Consider the following 13752-nt stretch of genomic DNA (forward strand, 5'->3'; position numbering starts at 1 on the left):
AATTATGAGTCAGTATTTCGAAATTCACGCCGACAATCCCCAGGCCCGCCTGATCAACCAGGCGGTGGCCATCGTACGCCAGGGCGGGGTGCTGGTGTATCCCACCGATTCCGGCTATGCCATCGGCTGCCTGGTGGGCGACAAGAGCGCCATGGAGCGCATCTGCCGCATCCGCAAGATTGAAAATGATCACAACTTTACCCTGGTGTGCCGGGATCTCTCCGAGCTGTCGTTCTACGCCCGGGTCGACAATGGCGCCTTCCGGCTGATGAAGAACAACACCCCCGGCGCCTATACCTTTATCCTGCGTGCCACCAAGGAAGTGCCCAAGCGGCTGCAGAACCCCAAGCGCAAGACCATCGGCCTGCGGGTGCCGGACAACGCCATCACTCTGGCGCTGCTCGAGGCCCTGGGCGAGCCGCTGATGTCCTGCAGTCTGATCCTGCCCGGCGAGAGCGACGCCGAATACGATCCGCACCTGATCCGCCAGCGGCTGGAAAAGGTGGTGGATCTGATCATCGACGGCGGCGTGCTGGATCCCCGGCCGACCACCGTGATCGATCTTTATGACGACCTGCCCGTTATCGTGCGCCAAGGCGCCGGCGATACCCGGCCCTTTGAATAAGTGAATGACATGACTGAAAAACTGCAAAAAGTACTGGCTCGCGCGGGCAAAGGCTCGCGTCGCGAAATCGAAGCGCTGATAAGCCAGGGGCGGGTGAGCGTGAACGGCAACGTGGCCCACCTGGGCGACCGGGTCACCGGCAGCGAGCAGATCCGGGTGGATGGCCACGTAGTGGAAACCCAGCCCCAGGGCGAGATCATCTGCCGGGTGCTGGCCTACCACAAACCGGAAGGGGAAGTGAGCACGCGCAAGGATCCCGAAGGTCGGCCGACCGTGTTCGATCGTCTGCCCAAACTGCAGGGCGCGCGCTGGGTAGCGGTAGGCCGGCTGGACGTGAATACCTCCGGCCTGTTGCTGTTCACCACCGACGGCGAACTGGCCAACCGGCTGATGCACCCGCGCCATGAAATCGACCGGGAATACGCGGTACGGGTGTTTGGCGAGGTGGACGAGGCCATGATGCAGCGGCTGCGCAAGGGGGTGATGCTGGAAGACGGCGAGGCCAAATTCGAGACCCTGAAATACAGCGGCGGCGAAGGCATGAACCACTGGTTCCACGTTACCCTGAAGGAAGGCCGCAACCGGGAAGTCCGCCGGCTGTGGGAATCCCAGGGCGTACAGGTGAGCCGGCTGATCCGGGTGCGCTACGGCAAGATCGATCTGCCCCGTACCCTGCCGCGGGGCGGCTGGGCCGAGATGCCGCTGGAGCAGGTCAACTACCTGCGCCGGGAGGTGGGGCTGGCGCCGGAAGAGCAGAGCAAGGTGGACGTGCACGCCCCCGAGCGCTACAAGCAGGTGGCCCAGATCCGCAAGGCGGTGCGCAAGCACAATTCCCGGGTGAAGAGCGCCGGCACCGGCGCGGCCCCGAAAAAGCCGGCCGCCGCCCGCCCGCGCAGCTCGGGCCCGCGCCAGAAAAGTAAAACGCGGATGTAAAAGCGGCGCTAAGCTGGAAGCCTGAAGCTGGAACAAAAACGGCGCAGGGAGTCATCCCGGCGCCGTTTTTGTTGGCTTTGTGGGGTAGAGAGGAACACTCTAAGCTTCCAGCTTCCAGCTTCCAGCTTCCAGCTTCCAGCTTCCAGCTTCCAGCTTCCAGCTTCCAGCCTCAGGCTTCGGTGGCGAATTCCCGCCGGGAAAAGGCCACTCGCTCCTCCGGCGACATGGTCACCTTCTTGCCGAGCTTCTCGATTTTCTTCAGCCTGGGTACCAGGCCGGCAGCGTTGGCGGTCTGGATGGCGAGCCCGGGGCGGGCGTTCAGCTCAAGCAGCATGGGGCCCTTCTGCTTGTCGAGCACCATGTCGGTACCGATATAGCCGAGACCCGACATCTCGTAGCAGGAGGACGACAGGCTCAGCAACTCTTCCCAGTAGGGAACCTTGAGCTCGAGCAGATCCCGGCCGGTATCCGGATGGTAACGGATGGGCAGGTTGAACTGCACCGCCCGGATGGCGCGCCCGCTGTTGATGTCGAGCCCCACCCCCACGGCGCCCTGGTGCAGGTTGGCCTTGCCGTCGGAGGCATCGGTGGACAGCCGCATCATGGCCATCACCGGAAAGCCCTTGAACACGATCACCCGGGTGTCGGGGACGCCTTCGTAGGAAAAGCCGTCGAACACGTCGTCGAAGTTGATCAACGCCTCGATCAGGGCCACATCCGGTTTGCCGCCGAGCGAAAACAGGCCGGCGAGGATGTTGGAGATATGGCGCTCCAGATCACCGATGGTTTCCACCTTGCCGCTCGGCTTGATGAAATTGGTCCTGTCGTGGCGCTCGATCACCACTATGCCCTTGCCGCCGGAGCCCTTGGCCGGCTTGATGCAAAAGCCCGGCCAGTCCTTGATCATGTCCCACAGGTGCGACACCTGGTGCTGGAATTCGATCACGCCCACCAGCTCCGGCACCGTCACCCCGGCGTCCAGGGCGATTTTTTTGGTCTTCAGCTTGTTGTCTACCAGCGGATAGAGCCGGCGCGGGTTGTAGCGGCTGATGTAGGAAATATTGCGCTTGTTCATGCCCATGATGCCCATGCGGCGCAGGGCAAAGGGGGAGGCGTATTTCTCGAGCAGGCTCTTAAACATCTCTTTGCTCATCCACTAACGGCTTGAACCGCTTGAGTTCGGTCAGGCGATAGCCGGTGTAGTTGCCCAGCAGCAACACCGCAGCCATCACGATCAACTGCAGCCCGAGGAAATTGAAGGTCAGGTGACGGATAAACTCGTTGTTCATGGCCAGGAAGGCCGCTACCGCCACCAGCAGCGAGCCACCGCCCTGTTTGACCACTTCCTTGGCTCCTTCCTCCTCCCACAGGATGGACATCCGCTCTATGGTCCAGGCCAGGATGATCATCGGGAAGAAGGTGATCTTCATGCCCTCGGTCAGGCCCAGCTGGTAGGCGACGATGCTGAAGAAGCCGATCATGCCGATGACCATGATGATCACCGCCGATATTCGCGCCACCAGCAACAGATTGAGGTGAGAGAGGTAGGAACGCAGCACCAGGCCGGTGCCCACGATCAGCAGGAAGCCGACCAGGCCGGTGAGCAGGCTGGTCTGGATAAAGGCCATGGCGATCAGCACCGGCATGAAAGTACCCGAGGTCTTGACGCCCACGATGATGCGCAGGAACACCACCGCCAGCACCCCGATGGGGATCAGCAGTATGCCCTTGAACAGGGCCTGCTCTTCCAGCGGCAGGTTGTAGAGGGAGACGTTGATCCAGTCGGGCTGATCGAACTTCTTGGCCAGGGCCACGTTCACCGGCTGCTCCTGTTGCAGCATGGTGAAGGTGACGCGGGAGTTGCTGCCGCCCACCAGATCCAGCACCGGCGCCGAGTGGTATTCCCACAGCAGCAGATGCTCCTGGCGGCCCTGGCTGCCGGTAGCGGGGTTGAACACCTCATAGTGCTCGCCCTCATACACTTGCACCAGATCGATTAGCGGCTGGCGGCGGCGGCCGTCTTCCAGTTGCAGGCCCTTGAGCAGCCGGGCGGGTACCCCGGCCCGGTGCAGCAGATCCACCAAGAGCGGACCGGCGGATTTGTACTGGGCCAGCAGTTCGGCATTCTGGCCCCGGTTGCTCAGCTCCTTGAGCAGCTCCCGGGTCAGGGTGATGCCGTCGGAAGAGCGCTCCTGGGCCAGGGCCAGCACCTGATCCATGGCGGTGGCATAGGGCTCGGCCACCTCTATGCTGTCGACTTCCGGGATCTGACTCGAGAGCGGCCCCTTGGCGAAGGGGTCCAGCATCATGTCGACCTTGTAATACAGCTCCTGCAGGCCGCTGGCGGCGCGGATAGACCACTCGGCACGGGAGCTGCCGTTCAGGTCGATAAAGGAGAGGCCATAGCCGGGGGAAGCGGCGGACTCGTTCATCAGGGTAAAGCCGGGTTGGCTGCCGGGAATGGCGAGCGACGCCTTCACCGGCCGACCGGAGGCTTCGAATTCGACCTTGGCCTCGATGGACCAGATCTGACGCTTTTCACCGGGCAGCCAGGGCACTTCGTATACGAAATGGCGATGCAGCATCAATGCCAGTCCGACCAGGAAGAGGGCGGCCACGATCAGATAAAAGGGCTTGCGTGAGTACATGTAGTTTACTCGTTGGAAGAAGCGGGACGCTTGGGTTTGCCCTGCACATTCTGGCGGGCAATATCCACCACCGCGATGTCTTTCAGGAACTCGCGGCCCAGCAGCACCGGGTAGGTCATCTGGGAGCGGTCGGTCAGGGTGAACTCGGTTTTTTCCGACAACCGGCCGAGACGAAGGGTCAGCGCCACCACCGGCCTTCTTTCGGTGCTGTCGGCCGAGGCCTGGCGGATACGTACATAACGCACCAGCGGCGTTTCCACCGGCAGCTTCTCATCCACCCCTTCATGGGCCAGGTTGAAGCTGACCCAGGGGTTGCCGTCGCGCTCGAACACCGTGATGTCCTGAGCGCTGAGAGAGGAGGTAGTGGCGCCGGTATCGATGCGCGCCGGGAAGCCGTCGTTGACCGCATCCAGCCAGATTTCTTCGGTCTCGCCGACGATCAGCTTGCCGTCACGGGTCTCGTTATCGGGGTAGTCTCCCCGGGGGGCGGGGGGCGGTGGCGGCAGCGGCATGGCGTGCTGCGGCTCCTCAAGTTGCTTTTTCAAGGTCTTGAGCTCCTGTTGCAGGGCGGTCATAAAGGCATGGTGGTTGCTGCTGAGCTGGGTGTTCTGCTGAAACATGGTCTCCACCAGCCGCGCCTCCAGGCTGGCCAGCGAGGCGTCCAGCTGCTGCTCGGATACGGGCATGGGCTCGGGCTGCGCGTCCACCTCTGAGGTCTGGCTGACACAGGCGGTCAGCAACAGGGGTAACAGCAGTGATGTCGCGACTTTATTCATAACGTCCCTCTTGTGATTGATACTGTGGGTCCACCGGCTTGTTGGCGATGATGATCGCCCGCTTGGGGGCCGGGTAGCCTTCAATGGTTTTGGCGGTATCGCTCGGGTCGAGAAAATCCGCCAAGGATTCGTTGCGCATCCAGTCGGTGCGCCGTTGTTCTTCCAGGCTGGTCGGGCATTCGTCGACCACCCTTATCTGTTCGAAGCCGCATTTCTCGAGCCAGCCTGCCAGGGCCGCGCTGCTGGGGATGAACCAGACATTGCGCATCTTGCCGTAGCGCTCGCCCGGTACCAGCACCCGGTGTTCGTCCCCGTCGACGACCAGGGTTTCCAGCACCAGCTCGCCACCACCGCGCAACTGGGCCTTGAGCTGCAGCAAGTGATCGATGGGCGAGCGGCGGTGATAAAGCACACCCATGGAAAACACGGTGTCGAAGGCGCGCAGTTCGGGCAATTCTTCGATACCCAAGGGTAATACCTGGATCCCTTCATAACCATTGGTGAAATGTTTTACCGCCTCGAACTGGCACAGGAACAGCTGGGAGGGATCTATGCCCACCGCCATTTCGGCGCCGGCGCCCATCATCCGCCACAGGTGGTAGCCGCTGCCGCAGCCCACGTCCAGCACGTAACGGTACCTGAGCGGGCTGATGTGCTGCTTCAGCCGATCCCACTTCCAATCGGAGCGCCACTCGGTGTCGATGTGGATGCCGTGGATGTCGAAGGGGCCCTTGCGCCAGGGATGGAACTGGCGCAGCAGGCTTTCTATCTTTTTTCGTTCGCCTTCGGACACCTCGCCGGGGCGACCGATACTGACGCCCTCGGCCAGCTCGACATGGTCGGTGGCCACCTTCGGCAGCTTGTGCAGGGCCCGGACCCAGCGGGCAAAGTCGCCGTGCAGATGCCGTTTCTGCCAGTCGTGCAGCTGGCCCGGCAGGCAGTGCAGCCAGTGGCTAAGCCGGGTCTTGGCGATCTGCTGGTAGAAGTCGCTGAAATCGATCATTTGACGGCGACCATGGAGCCGAAGTTGAAGCACTGAAACCACAGGTCCACATGGTGGAAGCCGGCGCGGGCCAGCCGGGACTTGTGCTGCTCCGGGGTATCCGGGCGCAGCACCTTTTCCAGGGCGGTGCGTTTCTGGCTGATCTCCAGCTCGCTGTAGCCGTTGGCGCGTTTGAAGTCGTGGTGCAGCTCGATCAACAGCTCGTTGACGGTGTCGTCGGCGCTTCTGAACTTTTCGCTCAGGATCAAGATGCCGCCCGGGTTCAGTCCCTGGTAAATCCGCGTCAGCAGCGCCTCGCGCCGCTCCGGGGCGATAAACTGCAGGGTGAAGTTGAGCACCACCACGGAGGCGTTGGCGATGGCGATGTCGCAGATATCCGCTTCCAGCAATTCCACCGGTATCTCGGACTTGTACGAGGCCAGGTGGCTGCGTGCCCGCTCCAGCATGGCGCTGGAATTGTCGACGGCGACGATGCGGCACCCCGGTTGCGTCAGGTTGCGGCGCATTTCCTGGGTGGCGGCCCCGAGGGAGCAGCCAAGGTCGTACAAATGGGTGCCGGGCCGGGCGAAGCGGGCCGTCATCATGCCGATGGCGGAAATGATATTCGAATAACCGGGCACGGATCGCTTGATCATGTCCGGAAACACCTCGGCGACTTTTTGGTCAAAGCAGAAATCACCAAGCTGGGCGATGGGCGCGGCGAAAATATGATCTTTTGATTGCATGGTTCTATTGGTTACGACCTTGGCTCACGGCAGCAAGGGCTGCACTGAATGCCTGGTATTGTAAAAGAAGCGCAAGGTGTTGTCTTGCGGGCGGCAAAGCGACGCGACAAATTATTTTTCGCCTGGAGGGGGGGAGGCGTGAGGGGAGGTGCTCGGCCCTCACCCAATTTAGAACAACTCGCCCTGGGGGGCGGGTTCGTCGCCGGGAAAGGCGGGCAGGGAGACGCCCAGGGCGTCGGCCATCTCCGCCGCCAGCATCGGTGCCAGCCGGTTGTCGGCGGTGTGTACGAACAGGTAGACCGACTTGCCCTGGTCCAGCCAGGCGCGCAGGCGCGGCAGCCAGGGCTGCCAGTAGGGCCGGTTGTAGCCGGGCTCGGGATGGCCGATAAAGCGCACCATGGGGTTGTTGCCGGTGCTGATGATGTGCACCGGCACCCTGGGCTTTTTGGCCTGGGCATCCATCAGGGCCGGGGTGTCGGGCGGGCAGGAAAACACCGGGCGCGAGTCCATAATGATGCGGTTGACGCCCTGCTCCAGCAGCAGCCGGTTAAGCCTTCTTTCCGCCTCGCCCTTGGCGAAAAAGGCCGGATGGCGCACCTCCACCCCGTAGCCGAAGTCCCGGGGCAGGGCCTTGAGCAGGGCCGACAGCCCCGGCAGTTGCTCCGGCCCCGAGGATTTGGGCAGTTGCAGCATCAGCATGCCGAGCTTGGGGTGCAGGGGGGCGAGATGGTCGATAAAGTCCAGCGCCGCCCGGATGTTGTCCTCCAGCCGGCCCTGGTGACTGACGAAGGAGGGAAACTTGAAGGTGAAGCGGAAGTGGGCCGGGGTCTGGGCCTCCCAGCGCAGCAGGCTGTGGCTGTCGGGCACGCCGTAGAAGCTGGTGTTGCCCTCCACGGTGTTGAACACCCGGGCGTAATCCCCCAGGTGCTCGGCGTTTTTCAGCCCCCGCCGCAGCAGGCTGCCGGGCCAGTCGGGATGGGACCACTGGCTGAGGCCCAGATATAACGGCATGTGACTCCTTCGTCGAGCTTGAAGCGGTAAGCCGGAAGCAACACGGTGGTGATTGTAAATGCTGATGCCGGTCCGACATCATGTGCGGTCTGACCTGCAACCGCGGCGCTGAATCCGCCGACTCCTCGAGCGTCTTCCAGCTTCCGTCTTCCGGCTTAAATCTTACCGCCACCGCGCAGTGGTGGCGGTAAGATTTTACCGCCCTTCGGGTTTCCGATTATACTAGCGCGCTATTCGCTGACAAATTCGGTCCCGCGACCCGGGCGGTCGCGCGGCAATATCATTAGGAACAGATCCATGCGCACTATTTATTGCGGGCAGGTCAACGCTGCCCTGGTTGGCCAGAATGTGACCCTGAGTGGCTGGGTGCATCGCCGTCGTGATCTGGGCGGCCTCATTTTCATCGATATGCGCGATCGGGAAGGCATCGTCCAGGTGTTCTTCGATCCTGACAAGGCCGAGGCCTACGAGAAGGCGGCCGACCTGCGCGCCGAGTTCTGCGTGCAGATCACAGGCCAGGTGCGGGCCCGCCCCGAGTCCCAGGTGAACAAGGACATGGCCACCGGCGAGGTGGAAGTCTTCGCCCACGAACTGACCATCATCAACAAGGCCGCGCCCCTGCCGCTCGACTTCAACCAGAACAACTCCGAAGAGCAGCGTCTCAAGTTCCGCTACCTGGATCTGCGCCGTCCCGAGCAGGCCCGCTTCCTCAAGACCCGCGCCAGGGTCACCAGCCGGGTGCGCCGCTTCCTGGACGAACAGGGTTTCCTCGACATCGAAACCCCCATGCTGACCAAGGCCACCCCGGAAGGCGCCCGCGACTACCTGGTGCCGAGCCGGGTGCACAAGGGCCATTTCTACGCCTTGCCCCAGTCGCCCCAGCTGTTCAAGCAGTTGCTGATGATGAGCGGCTTCGACCGCTACTACCAGATCGTCAAGTGCTTCCGCGACGAAGATCTGCGCGCCGACCGCCAGCCGGAATTCACCCAGATCGACGTGGAAACCTCCTTTATGACCGCCGATGAAGTGAGGGCCATCATGGAGCAACTGGTACGCGAGCTGTGGCAGGATCTGGCCGGCCAGGACCTGGGCGCCTTCCCGGTGATGACCCATGCCGAGGCCATGCGCCGCTACGGCTCCGACAAGCCGGATCTGCGCATTCCCCTGGAGCTGACCGACGTGGCCGATCTGCTGAAGAAGGTCGACTTCCAGGTGTTCGCCGGCCCGGCCAACGATCCCAAGGGCCGGGTGGCCGCCCTGCGCGTGCCCGGCGGCGCGGCGCTTTCCCGCAAGCAGATCGATGAATACGGCAAGTTCGTGGGCATCTACGGCGCCAAGGGCCTGGCCTGGCTGAAGGTGAACGAGGCCGCCAAAGGCATGGAGGGCATCCAGTCGCCGGTGGCCAAGTTCCTGACCGAGTCCATCGTGGCCGAGCTGCTGGCCCGTACCGGCGCCCAGGACGGCGACGCCCTCTTCTTCGGCGCCGATTCCGCCAAGGTGGTGGCCGACTCCATGGGTGCCCTGCGCCTCAAGGTTGGCAAGGACCTGGGACTGGTGGAGGACAGCTGGAAACCCCTGTGGGTGATCGACTTCCCCATGTTCGAGGAAGAGGACGGTCGTCTCTACGCCATGCACCATCCCTTCACCGCCGCCAAGGAGGTCTCGGTTGCCGAACTGGAAGCCTGTCCGCTCGAGGCGGTGGCCAATGCCTACGACATGGTGATCAACGGCTACGAAGTGGGCGGCGGTTCGGTGCGTATCCACCACAACGAGATGCAGCAGACGGTGTTCCGCCTGCTCGGCATCGAGGCCGAGGAGCAGCAGGAGAAGTTCGGCTTCCTGCTGGAGGCGCTGAAATACGGCACGCCGCCCCATGCCGGCCTGGCCTTCGGCCTGGATCGCCTGGTGATGCTGCTCACCGGCACCGACAACATCCGCGACGTGATCGCCTTCCCCAAGACCACCACCGCCTCCTGCCTGCTGACCGATGCACCCAGCCTGGCCAACCCGGACGCGCTGGCGGAGCTGGCCATCGCCACCCGCCTGCCGGCGGCCCGGGCCGACGGGGCGGACGACTGAGGCATGGGCCACAAGCACCCGGAGTCGGTGCTGGTTCTCATCCATACCGAGGACCAGGTGCTGCTGTTGCAACGCAAGGACAACCCGGACTTCTGGCAGTCGGTCACCGGCAGTCTGGAGCCGGGCGAGAGCCGCCAGCAGGCGGCGGTGCGCGAGCTGGAGGAAGAAACCGGGATCAGGCTGGGCGACGGCCTGGCACTGGTGGAAACCGGGCACCGGGTGCGTTTCGAGATCTATCCCCGCTGGCGGCACCGCTATCGCCCGGGGGTCACCCACAACTGGGAATACGAATTCCGTTTATGCCTGCCGGCGCCCCGGGAGGTGCGTTTGAGCGAGCACCTGGCCCAGCGCTGGCTGTCCCTGGAGGACGCCCGGCGCGCCGCCAGCTCCTGGACCAACCAGGAGGCCATCGGCAGGCTGATCCAGAGCAAGCAAACCGGAGAATAACCTATGGCAGGTCATAGTAAGTGGGCCAACATCAAGCACCGCAAGGCGGCCCAGGATGCCAAGCGCGGCAAGATCTTCACCAAGCTTATCCGTGAACTGACCACGGCCTCCCGTGAAGGTGGCTCCGACGCCGCCTCCAACCCGCGGCTGCGTGCCGCCATCGACAAGGCGCTGTCCAACAACATGACCCGGGACACCATCGACCGGGCGATCAAGCGCGGCGCCGGCGAGCTGGACGGCCAGGTGCTGGAAACCATCGTCTACGAGGGCTACGGCCCGGGCGGCACCGCCGTCATGGTGGAATGCATGACCGACAACCGCAACCGTACCGTGTCCGAGGTGCGCCATGCCTTTTCCAGGAGCGGCGGCAACCTGGGCACCGACGGCTCGGTGGCCTACCTGTTCGAGAAGAAGGGCGTGATCAGCTACCAGGACGCGGAGGAAGAGTCGGTGATGGAAGCCGCGCTCGACGCCGGTGCCGAGGACGTGGTGGTGAACGACGACGGCTCCATCGACGTCTACACCCAGTGGGATGAATTCGGCGCCGTCAAGGACGCCCTCGACGCCGGCGGCCTGGCCGCCGACAACGCCGAGGTGACCATGATCCCTTCCACCAGGGCGGAGCTGGACGAAGACACCGCGCCCAAGCTACTCCGGCTTATCGACATGCTCGAGGATCTGGACGACGTGCAGGAGGTCTACCACAACGGCGAGATCTCCGATGAAGTGGCTCAAAAGCTGTAAGCGGTATGCTTGAAGCTGGAAGCAGCCCGACGGCGACGGTGGGTTGGCAGGGCCGGTTTGGTATAGGCCAGGGGCTGTCAGTGTCACCACCCTGCAAGTGTGGCGCTGCTCCAGTCAGCGGCTCGATCTGCTTCCAGCTTATGGCTTCCGGCTTCCGGCTTTATTGATATGGCTATTATCCTCGGCATCGATCCCGGCTCTCGCATTACCGGCTACGGCGTGGTGCGCCAAACCGGCAACAGGATGGAATACCTGGGCTCGGGCTGTATCCGCATGGGCGACGATGAGCTGGCGCCCCGGCTGAAGAAGATCTACGACGGGGTGAGCGAGATCATCCTGCAGTTTCGGCCCGAGCTGTTCGCCATCGAGCAGGTGTTTATGGCGCGCAATCCGGACTCGGCGCTGAAGCTGGGCCAGGCCCGGGGCGCGGCCATCGTCGCCGCCGCCAACGCCGGCCTGGAGGTGGCGGAGTATTCCGCCCGCCAGATCAAGCAGGCGGTGGTGGGCACCGGCGCCGCCGACAAGGCCCAGGTGCAGCACATGGTGGTCAAGCTGCTGGTGCTGCCGGGCACGCCCCAGGCCGACGCCGCCGACGCCCTGGCGGTGGCCCTGTGCCATGGCCACACCCGCCAGAGCCTGATCGGCATGGCCGGCCAGGTGCGCGGCACGGTGAGAAAGCGGCTTCGCTGACGCGCGGCCGCGCAAGCTGGAAGCATGAAGCCGAAAGCTGGAAGTGGTGTTGCTGGGGGTAGTAAGCCGTGTTTGTGAGGCTGTGTTTTGTCTAGAAGTGAGTCACTCCCGCGCAGGCGGGAGTCCATCCCGCAAACAAAGCCGAATCCAAAGAGACGGCTCAATATTTCCAAACAGCTTCGATCTGCTTCCAACTGATGGCTTCCAGCTCAGGTGCATGGATATTTATCCAGTTATTTATTATGCTTGGCGCCACACAGATTGGTTAGCGGGGAGCCCCAGTGATAGGTCGGTTGAAAGGTATCATCAGCGAGAAGCAGGCGCCGGAGATCCTGCTGGATGTGAACGGGGTGGGCTACGAGGTCACCCTGCCCATGAGCTGTTTCTACGAACTGCCCAAGGTGGGTGAGGCGGTGACCCTGCTCACCCACTTCGTGGTGCGGGAAGACGCCCAGCTGCTGTTCGGCTTCAACACCAAGACCGAGCGGGCCCTGTTCCGGGAGCTGATCAAGACCAACGGCGTCGGCCCCAAGCTGGCGCTGGCCATCCTCTCCGGCATGACCGCCGATCAGTTCATCTACAACGTGGAGCAGGGGGAGATCGGTGCCCTGGTCAAGCTGCCGGGGGTGGGCAAAAAGACCGCCGAGCGGCTGATCGTGGAGATGCGCGACCGGCTCAAGGGCTTCTGCGGTTACGATCTGTTCAACCCGGCGCCCGAGTCGGCGACCTCCGCGGTGCTGGCCGACAGCGCCCGGGACGAGGCCGTGGCCGCGCTGCTGGCGCTCGGCTACAAGGCGGCCCAGGCCGAGCAGGCGATGAAGAAAATCGCCAGGCCGGAGATGAACGCCGAGCAACTGATCCGCGAAGCCCTGCGGAGCATGGGATAAGCCATGATAGAAGCGGACCGTTTTATCAACCCGGCCCCCCGGCGGGAAGAGGAAGCCATCGACAGGGCCATCCGCCCCAAGGCGCTGGCCGACTACCGGGGCCAGGATCATGTGCGCAGCCAGATGGAAATCTTCATCGAGGCGGCGCGCCGGCGGGAAGAAGCCCTGGATCACCTGCTGATCTTCGGCCCGCCCGGGCTCGGCAAAACCACCCTGGCCAATATCGTCGCCAATGAGATGGGGGTGAACATCAAGACCACCTCTGGCCCTGTGTTGGAGAAGGCCGGTGACCTGGCGGCCATGCTCACCAACCTGGAGCCGGGCGACGTGCTCTTTATCGACGAGATCCATCGCCTGAGCCCGGTGGTGGAGGAAATCCTCTATCCGGCGATGGAAGACTACCAGCTCGACATCATGATAGGGGAGGGGCCGGCGGCCCGCTCCATCAAGCTCGAACTGCCGCCCTTCACCCTGGTGGGCGCCACCACCCGCGCCGGCTCCCTGACCTCGCCCCTGCGCGATCGCTTCGGCATAGTGCAGCGGCTGGAGTTCTACCAGGTGGCGGATTTGGCCCATATCATCGGCCGCAGCGCCGACAAGCTGGGGCTGGCGATCAACGAAGAGGGCGCCTTCGAAATGGCGCGCCGGGCCCGGGGCACGCCGCGCATCGCCAACCGGCTGCTGCGTCGGGTGCGGGACTACGCCGAGGTGCGGGGCAGCGGCAGCATCGACGCCGAGATTGCGACCCAGGCCCTGGACATGCTCGACGTGGACAGGCAGGGCTTCGACTACATGGATCGCAAGCTGCTGCACGCCGTGCTCGACAAATTCATGGGCGGCCCGGTGGGGCTGGACAACCTGGCGGCGGCCATCGGCGAGGAAAAGGAAACCATCGAGGACGTGATCGAGCCCTACCTTATCCAGCAGGGTTTTTTGCAGCGCACCCCCCGGGGCCGCGTGGCTACTCCCAGGGCCTACCTGCACTTCGGCTTCGAGCTGCCGGAACTGTAACGGCAGCTGGAAGCTGGAAGCTTGAAGCTTGAAGTCGATCGAGAGGCTGGTAGACCCGGCTTCCAGCTTCCAGCTTCCAGCTTCCAGCCTCCAGCCTCCAGCCTCCAGCCTCCAGCCTCCGGCTTCCGGGTCAGCCGGTGTCGTGCCTGCCCGGGGCCATCTTCTTTCCCTGC

General features: G+C 63.5%; 14 protein-coding genes. 8 read left to right on the forward strand and 6 right to left on the reverse strand.

The window, feature by feature from the left end:
* Positions 1 to 4 precede the first annotated feature (4 nt).
* Entirely contained in the window at positions 5 to 625 is a 621-nt protein-coding gene (locus ACT7DK_RS06765) for an L-threonylcarbamoyladenylate synthase (protein ID WP_445397582.1), read from the forward strand.
* 9 nt (positions 626 to 634) lie between these two features.
* Positions 635 to 1558 carry a 23S rRNA pseudouridine(2605) synthase RluB gene (gene rluB / locus ACT7DK_RS06770; protein WP_445397584.1) on the forward strand — a complete coding sequence of 308 codons (924 nt, stop codon included), beginning with the start codon at positions 635 to 637 and terminating at the stop codon, positions 1556 to 1558.
* A 169-nt stretch (positions 1559 to 1727) separates the two neighbouring features.
* Here rluB and ACT7DK_RS06775 read toward each other — a convergent pair whose 3' ends face one another.
* From ACT7DK_RS06775 to ACT7DK_RS06800, 6 genes are all read right to left on the reverse strand, one after another.
* On the reverse strand, positions 1728 to 2699 hold the full coding sequence (locus ACT7DK_RS06775; protein WP_445397586.1) for an alpha-L-glutamate ligase-like protein: 972 nt from the start codon (positions 2697 to 2699) through the stop codon (positions 1728 to 1730).
* Positions 2692 to 4206: an inactive transglutaminase family protein gene (locus ACT7DK_RS06780; RefSeq protein WP_445397588.1), complete on the reverse strand. Its 1515-nt coding sequence runs from the start codon at positions 4204 to 4206 to the stop codon at positions 2692 to 2694. Before ACT7DK_RS06780 ends, ACT7DK_RS06775 begins: the two co-directional genes overlap by 8 nt.
* Before the next feature lie 5 nt (positions 4207 to 4211).
* Positions 4212 to 4982 carry an ATP-dependent zinc protease family protein gene (locus ACT7DK_RS06785; RefSeq protein ID WP_445397590.1) on the reverse strand — a complete coding sequence of 257 codons (771 nt, stop codon included), beginning with the start codon at positions 4980 to 4982 and terminating at the stop codon, positions 4212 to 4214.
* Positions 4975 to 5985 (reverse strand): tRNA 5-methoxyuridine(34)/uridine 5-oxyacetic acid(34) synthase CmoB, encoded by a 1011-nt coding sequence (gene cmoB / locus ACT7DK_RS06790; RefSeq protein WP_445397592.1) that lies wholly within the window; start codon positions 5983 to 5985, stop codon positions 4975 to 4977. The genes ACT7DK_RS06785 and cmoB overlap by 8 nt, the downstream gene beginning before the upstream one ends.
* Positions 5982 to 6710: a carboxy-S-adenosyl-L-methionine synthase CmoA gene (gene cmoA, locus ACT7DK_RS06795; protein ID WP_445397594.1), complete on the reverse strand. Its 729-nt coding sequence runs from the start codon at positions 6708 to 6710 to the stop codon at positions 5982 to 5984. The genes cmoB and cmoA overlap by 4 nt, the downstream gene beginning before the upstream one ends.
* Positions 6711 to 6878: 168 nt before the next feature.
* Positions 6879 to 7721: a DUF72 domain-containing protein gene (locus ACT7DK_RS06800; RefSeq protein WP_445397596.1), complete on the reverse strand. Its 843-nt coding sequence runs from the start codon at positions 7719 to 7721 to the stop codon at positions 6879 to 6881.
* Positions 7722 to 8018: 297 nt separating this feature from the next.
* Between ACT7DK_RS06800 and aspS the strand changes: the two genes are divergently transcribed.
* From aspS to ruvB, 6 genes are all read left to right on the forward strand, one after another.
* Positions 8019 to 9800, forward strand: a complete 1782-nt coding sequence (aspS, locus tag ACT7DK_RS06805) for an aspartate--tRNA ligase (RefSeq protein ID WP_445397598.1) — start codon at positions 8019 to 8021, stop codon at positions 9798 to 9800.
* Positions 9801 to 9803: 3 nt separating this feature from the next.
* Positions 9804 to 10247 carry a dihydroneopterin triphosphate diphosphatase gene (gene nudB, locus ACT7DK_RS06810; RefSeq protein ID WP_445397600.1) on the forward strand — a complete coding sequence of 148 codons (444 nt, stop codon included), beginning with the start codon at positions 9804 to 9806 and terminating at the stop codon, positions 10245 to 10247.
* Between the two features lie 3 nt (positions 10248 to 10250).
* Complete coding sequence (locus ACT7DK_RS06815; RefSeq protein ID WP_445397601.1) at positions 10251 to 10991, forward strand: YebC/PmpR family DNA-binding transcriptional regulator; 741 nt, start codon at positions 10251 to 10253, stop codon at positions 10989 to 10991.
* Between the two features lie 168 nt (positions 10992 to 11159).
* On the forward strand, positions 11160 to 11681 hold the full coding sequence (gene ruvC / locus ACT7DK_RS06820) for a crossover junction endodeoxyribonuclease RuvC (RefSeq protein ID WP_445397603.1): 522 nt from the start codon (positions 11160 to 11162) through the stop codon (positions 11679 to 11681).
* Positions 11682 to 11962: 281 nt separating this feature from the next.
* Positions 11963 to 12568, forward strand: coding sequence for a Holliday junction branch migration protein RuvA (gene ruvA, locus ACT7DK_RS06825; protein WP_445397605.1), 606 nt, complete (start codon positions 11963 to 11965; stop codon positions 12566 to 12568).
* Positions 12569 to 12571: 3 nt separating this feature from the next.
* Entirely contained in the window at positions 12572 to 13579 is a 1008-nt protein-coding gene (ruvB, locus tag ACT7DK_RS06830; protein ID WP_445397607.1) for a Holliday junction branch migration DNA helicase RuvB, read from the forward strand.
* Positions 13580 to 13752: the final 173 nt, after the last annotated feature.

It is taken from the genome of Zobellella sp. An-6, from assembly GCF_052487945.1.

What these genes read in the sequence shown, in the direction of transcription:
- ACT7DK_RS06765 (WP_445397582.1), top strand. Translation starts at nt 5, where the DNA reads ATGAGTCAGTATTTCGAAATTCACGCCGACAATCCCCAGGCCCGCCTG.
- rluB (WP_445397584.1), top strand. Translation starts at nt 635, where the DNA reads ATGACTGAAAAACTGCAAAAAGTACTGGCTCGCGCGGGCAAAGGCTCG.
- ACT7DK_RS06775 (WP_445397586.1), bottom strand. Translation starts at nt 2,699, where the DNA reads ATGTTTAAGAGCCTGCTCGAGAAATACGCCTCCCCCTTTGCCCTGCGC.
- ACT7DK_RS06780 (WP_445397588.1), bottom strand. Translation starts at nt 4,206, where the DNA reads ATGTACTCACGCAAGCCCTTTTATCTGATCGTGGCCGCCCTCTTCCTG.
- ACT7DK_RS06785 (WP_445397590.1), bottom strand. Translation starts at nt 4,982, where the DNA reads ATGAATAAAGTCGCGACATCACTGCTGTTACCCCTGTTGCTGACCGCC.
- cmoB (WP_445397592.1), bottom strand. Translation starts at nt 5,985, where the DNA reads ATGATCGATTTCAGCGACTTCTACCAGCAGATCGCCAAGACCCGGCTT.
- cmoA (WP_445397594.1), bottom strand. Translation starts at nt 6,710, where the DNA reads ATGCAATCAAAAGATCATATTTTCGCCGCGCCCATCGCCCAGCTTGGT.
- ACT7DK_RS06800 (WP_445397596.1), bottom strand. Translation starts at nt 7,721, where the DNA reads ATGCCGTTATATCTGGGCCTCAGCCAGTGGTCCCATCCCGACTGGCCC.
- aspS (WP_445397598.1), top strand. Translation starts at nt 8,019, where the DNA reads ATGCGCACTATTTATTGCGGGCAGGTCAACGCTGCCCTGGTTGGCCAG.
- nudB (WP_445397600.1), top strand. Translation starts at nt 9,804, where the DNA reads ATGGGCCACAAGCACCCGGAGTCGGTGCTGGTTCTCATCCATACCGAG.
- ACT7DK_RS06815 (WP_445397601.1), top strand. Translation starts at nt 10,251, where the DNA reads ATGGCAGGTCATAGTAAGTGGGCCAACATCAAGCACCGCAAGGCGGCC.
- ruvC (WP_445397603.1), top strand. Translation starts at nt 11,160, where the DNA reads ATGGCTATTATCCTCGGCATCGATCCCGGCTCTCGCATTACCGGCTAC.
- ruvB (WP_445397607.1), top strand. Translation starts at nt 12,572, where the DNA reads ATGATAGAAGCGGACCGTTTTATCAACCCGGCCCCCCGGCGGGAAGAG.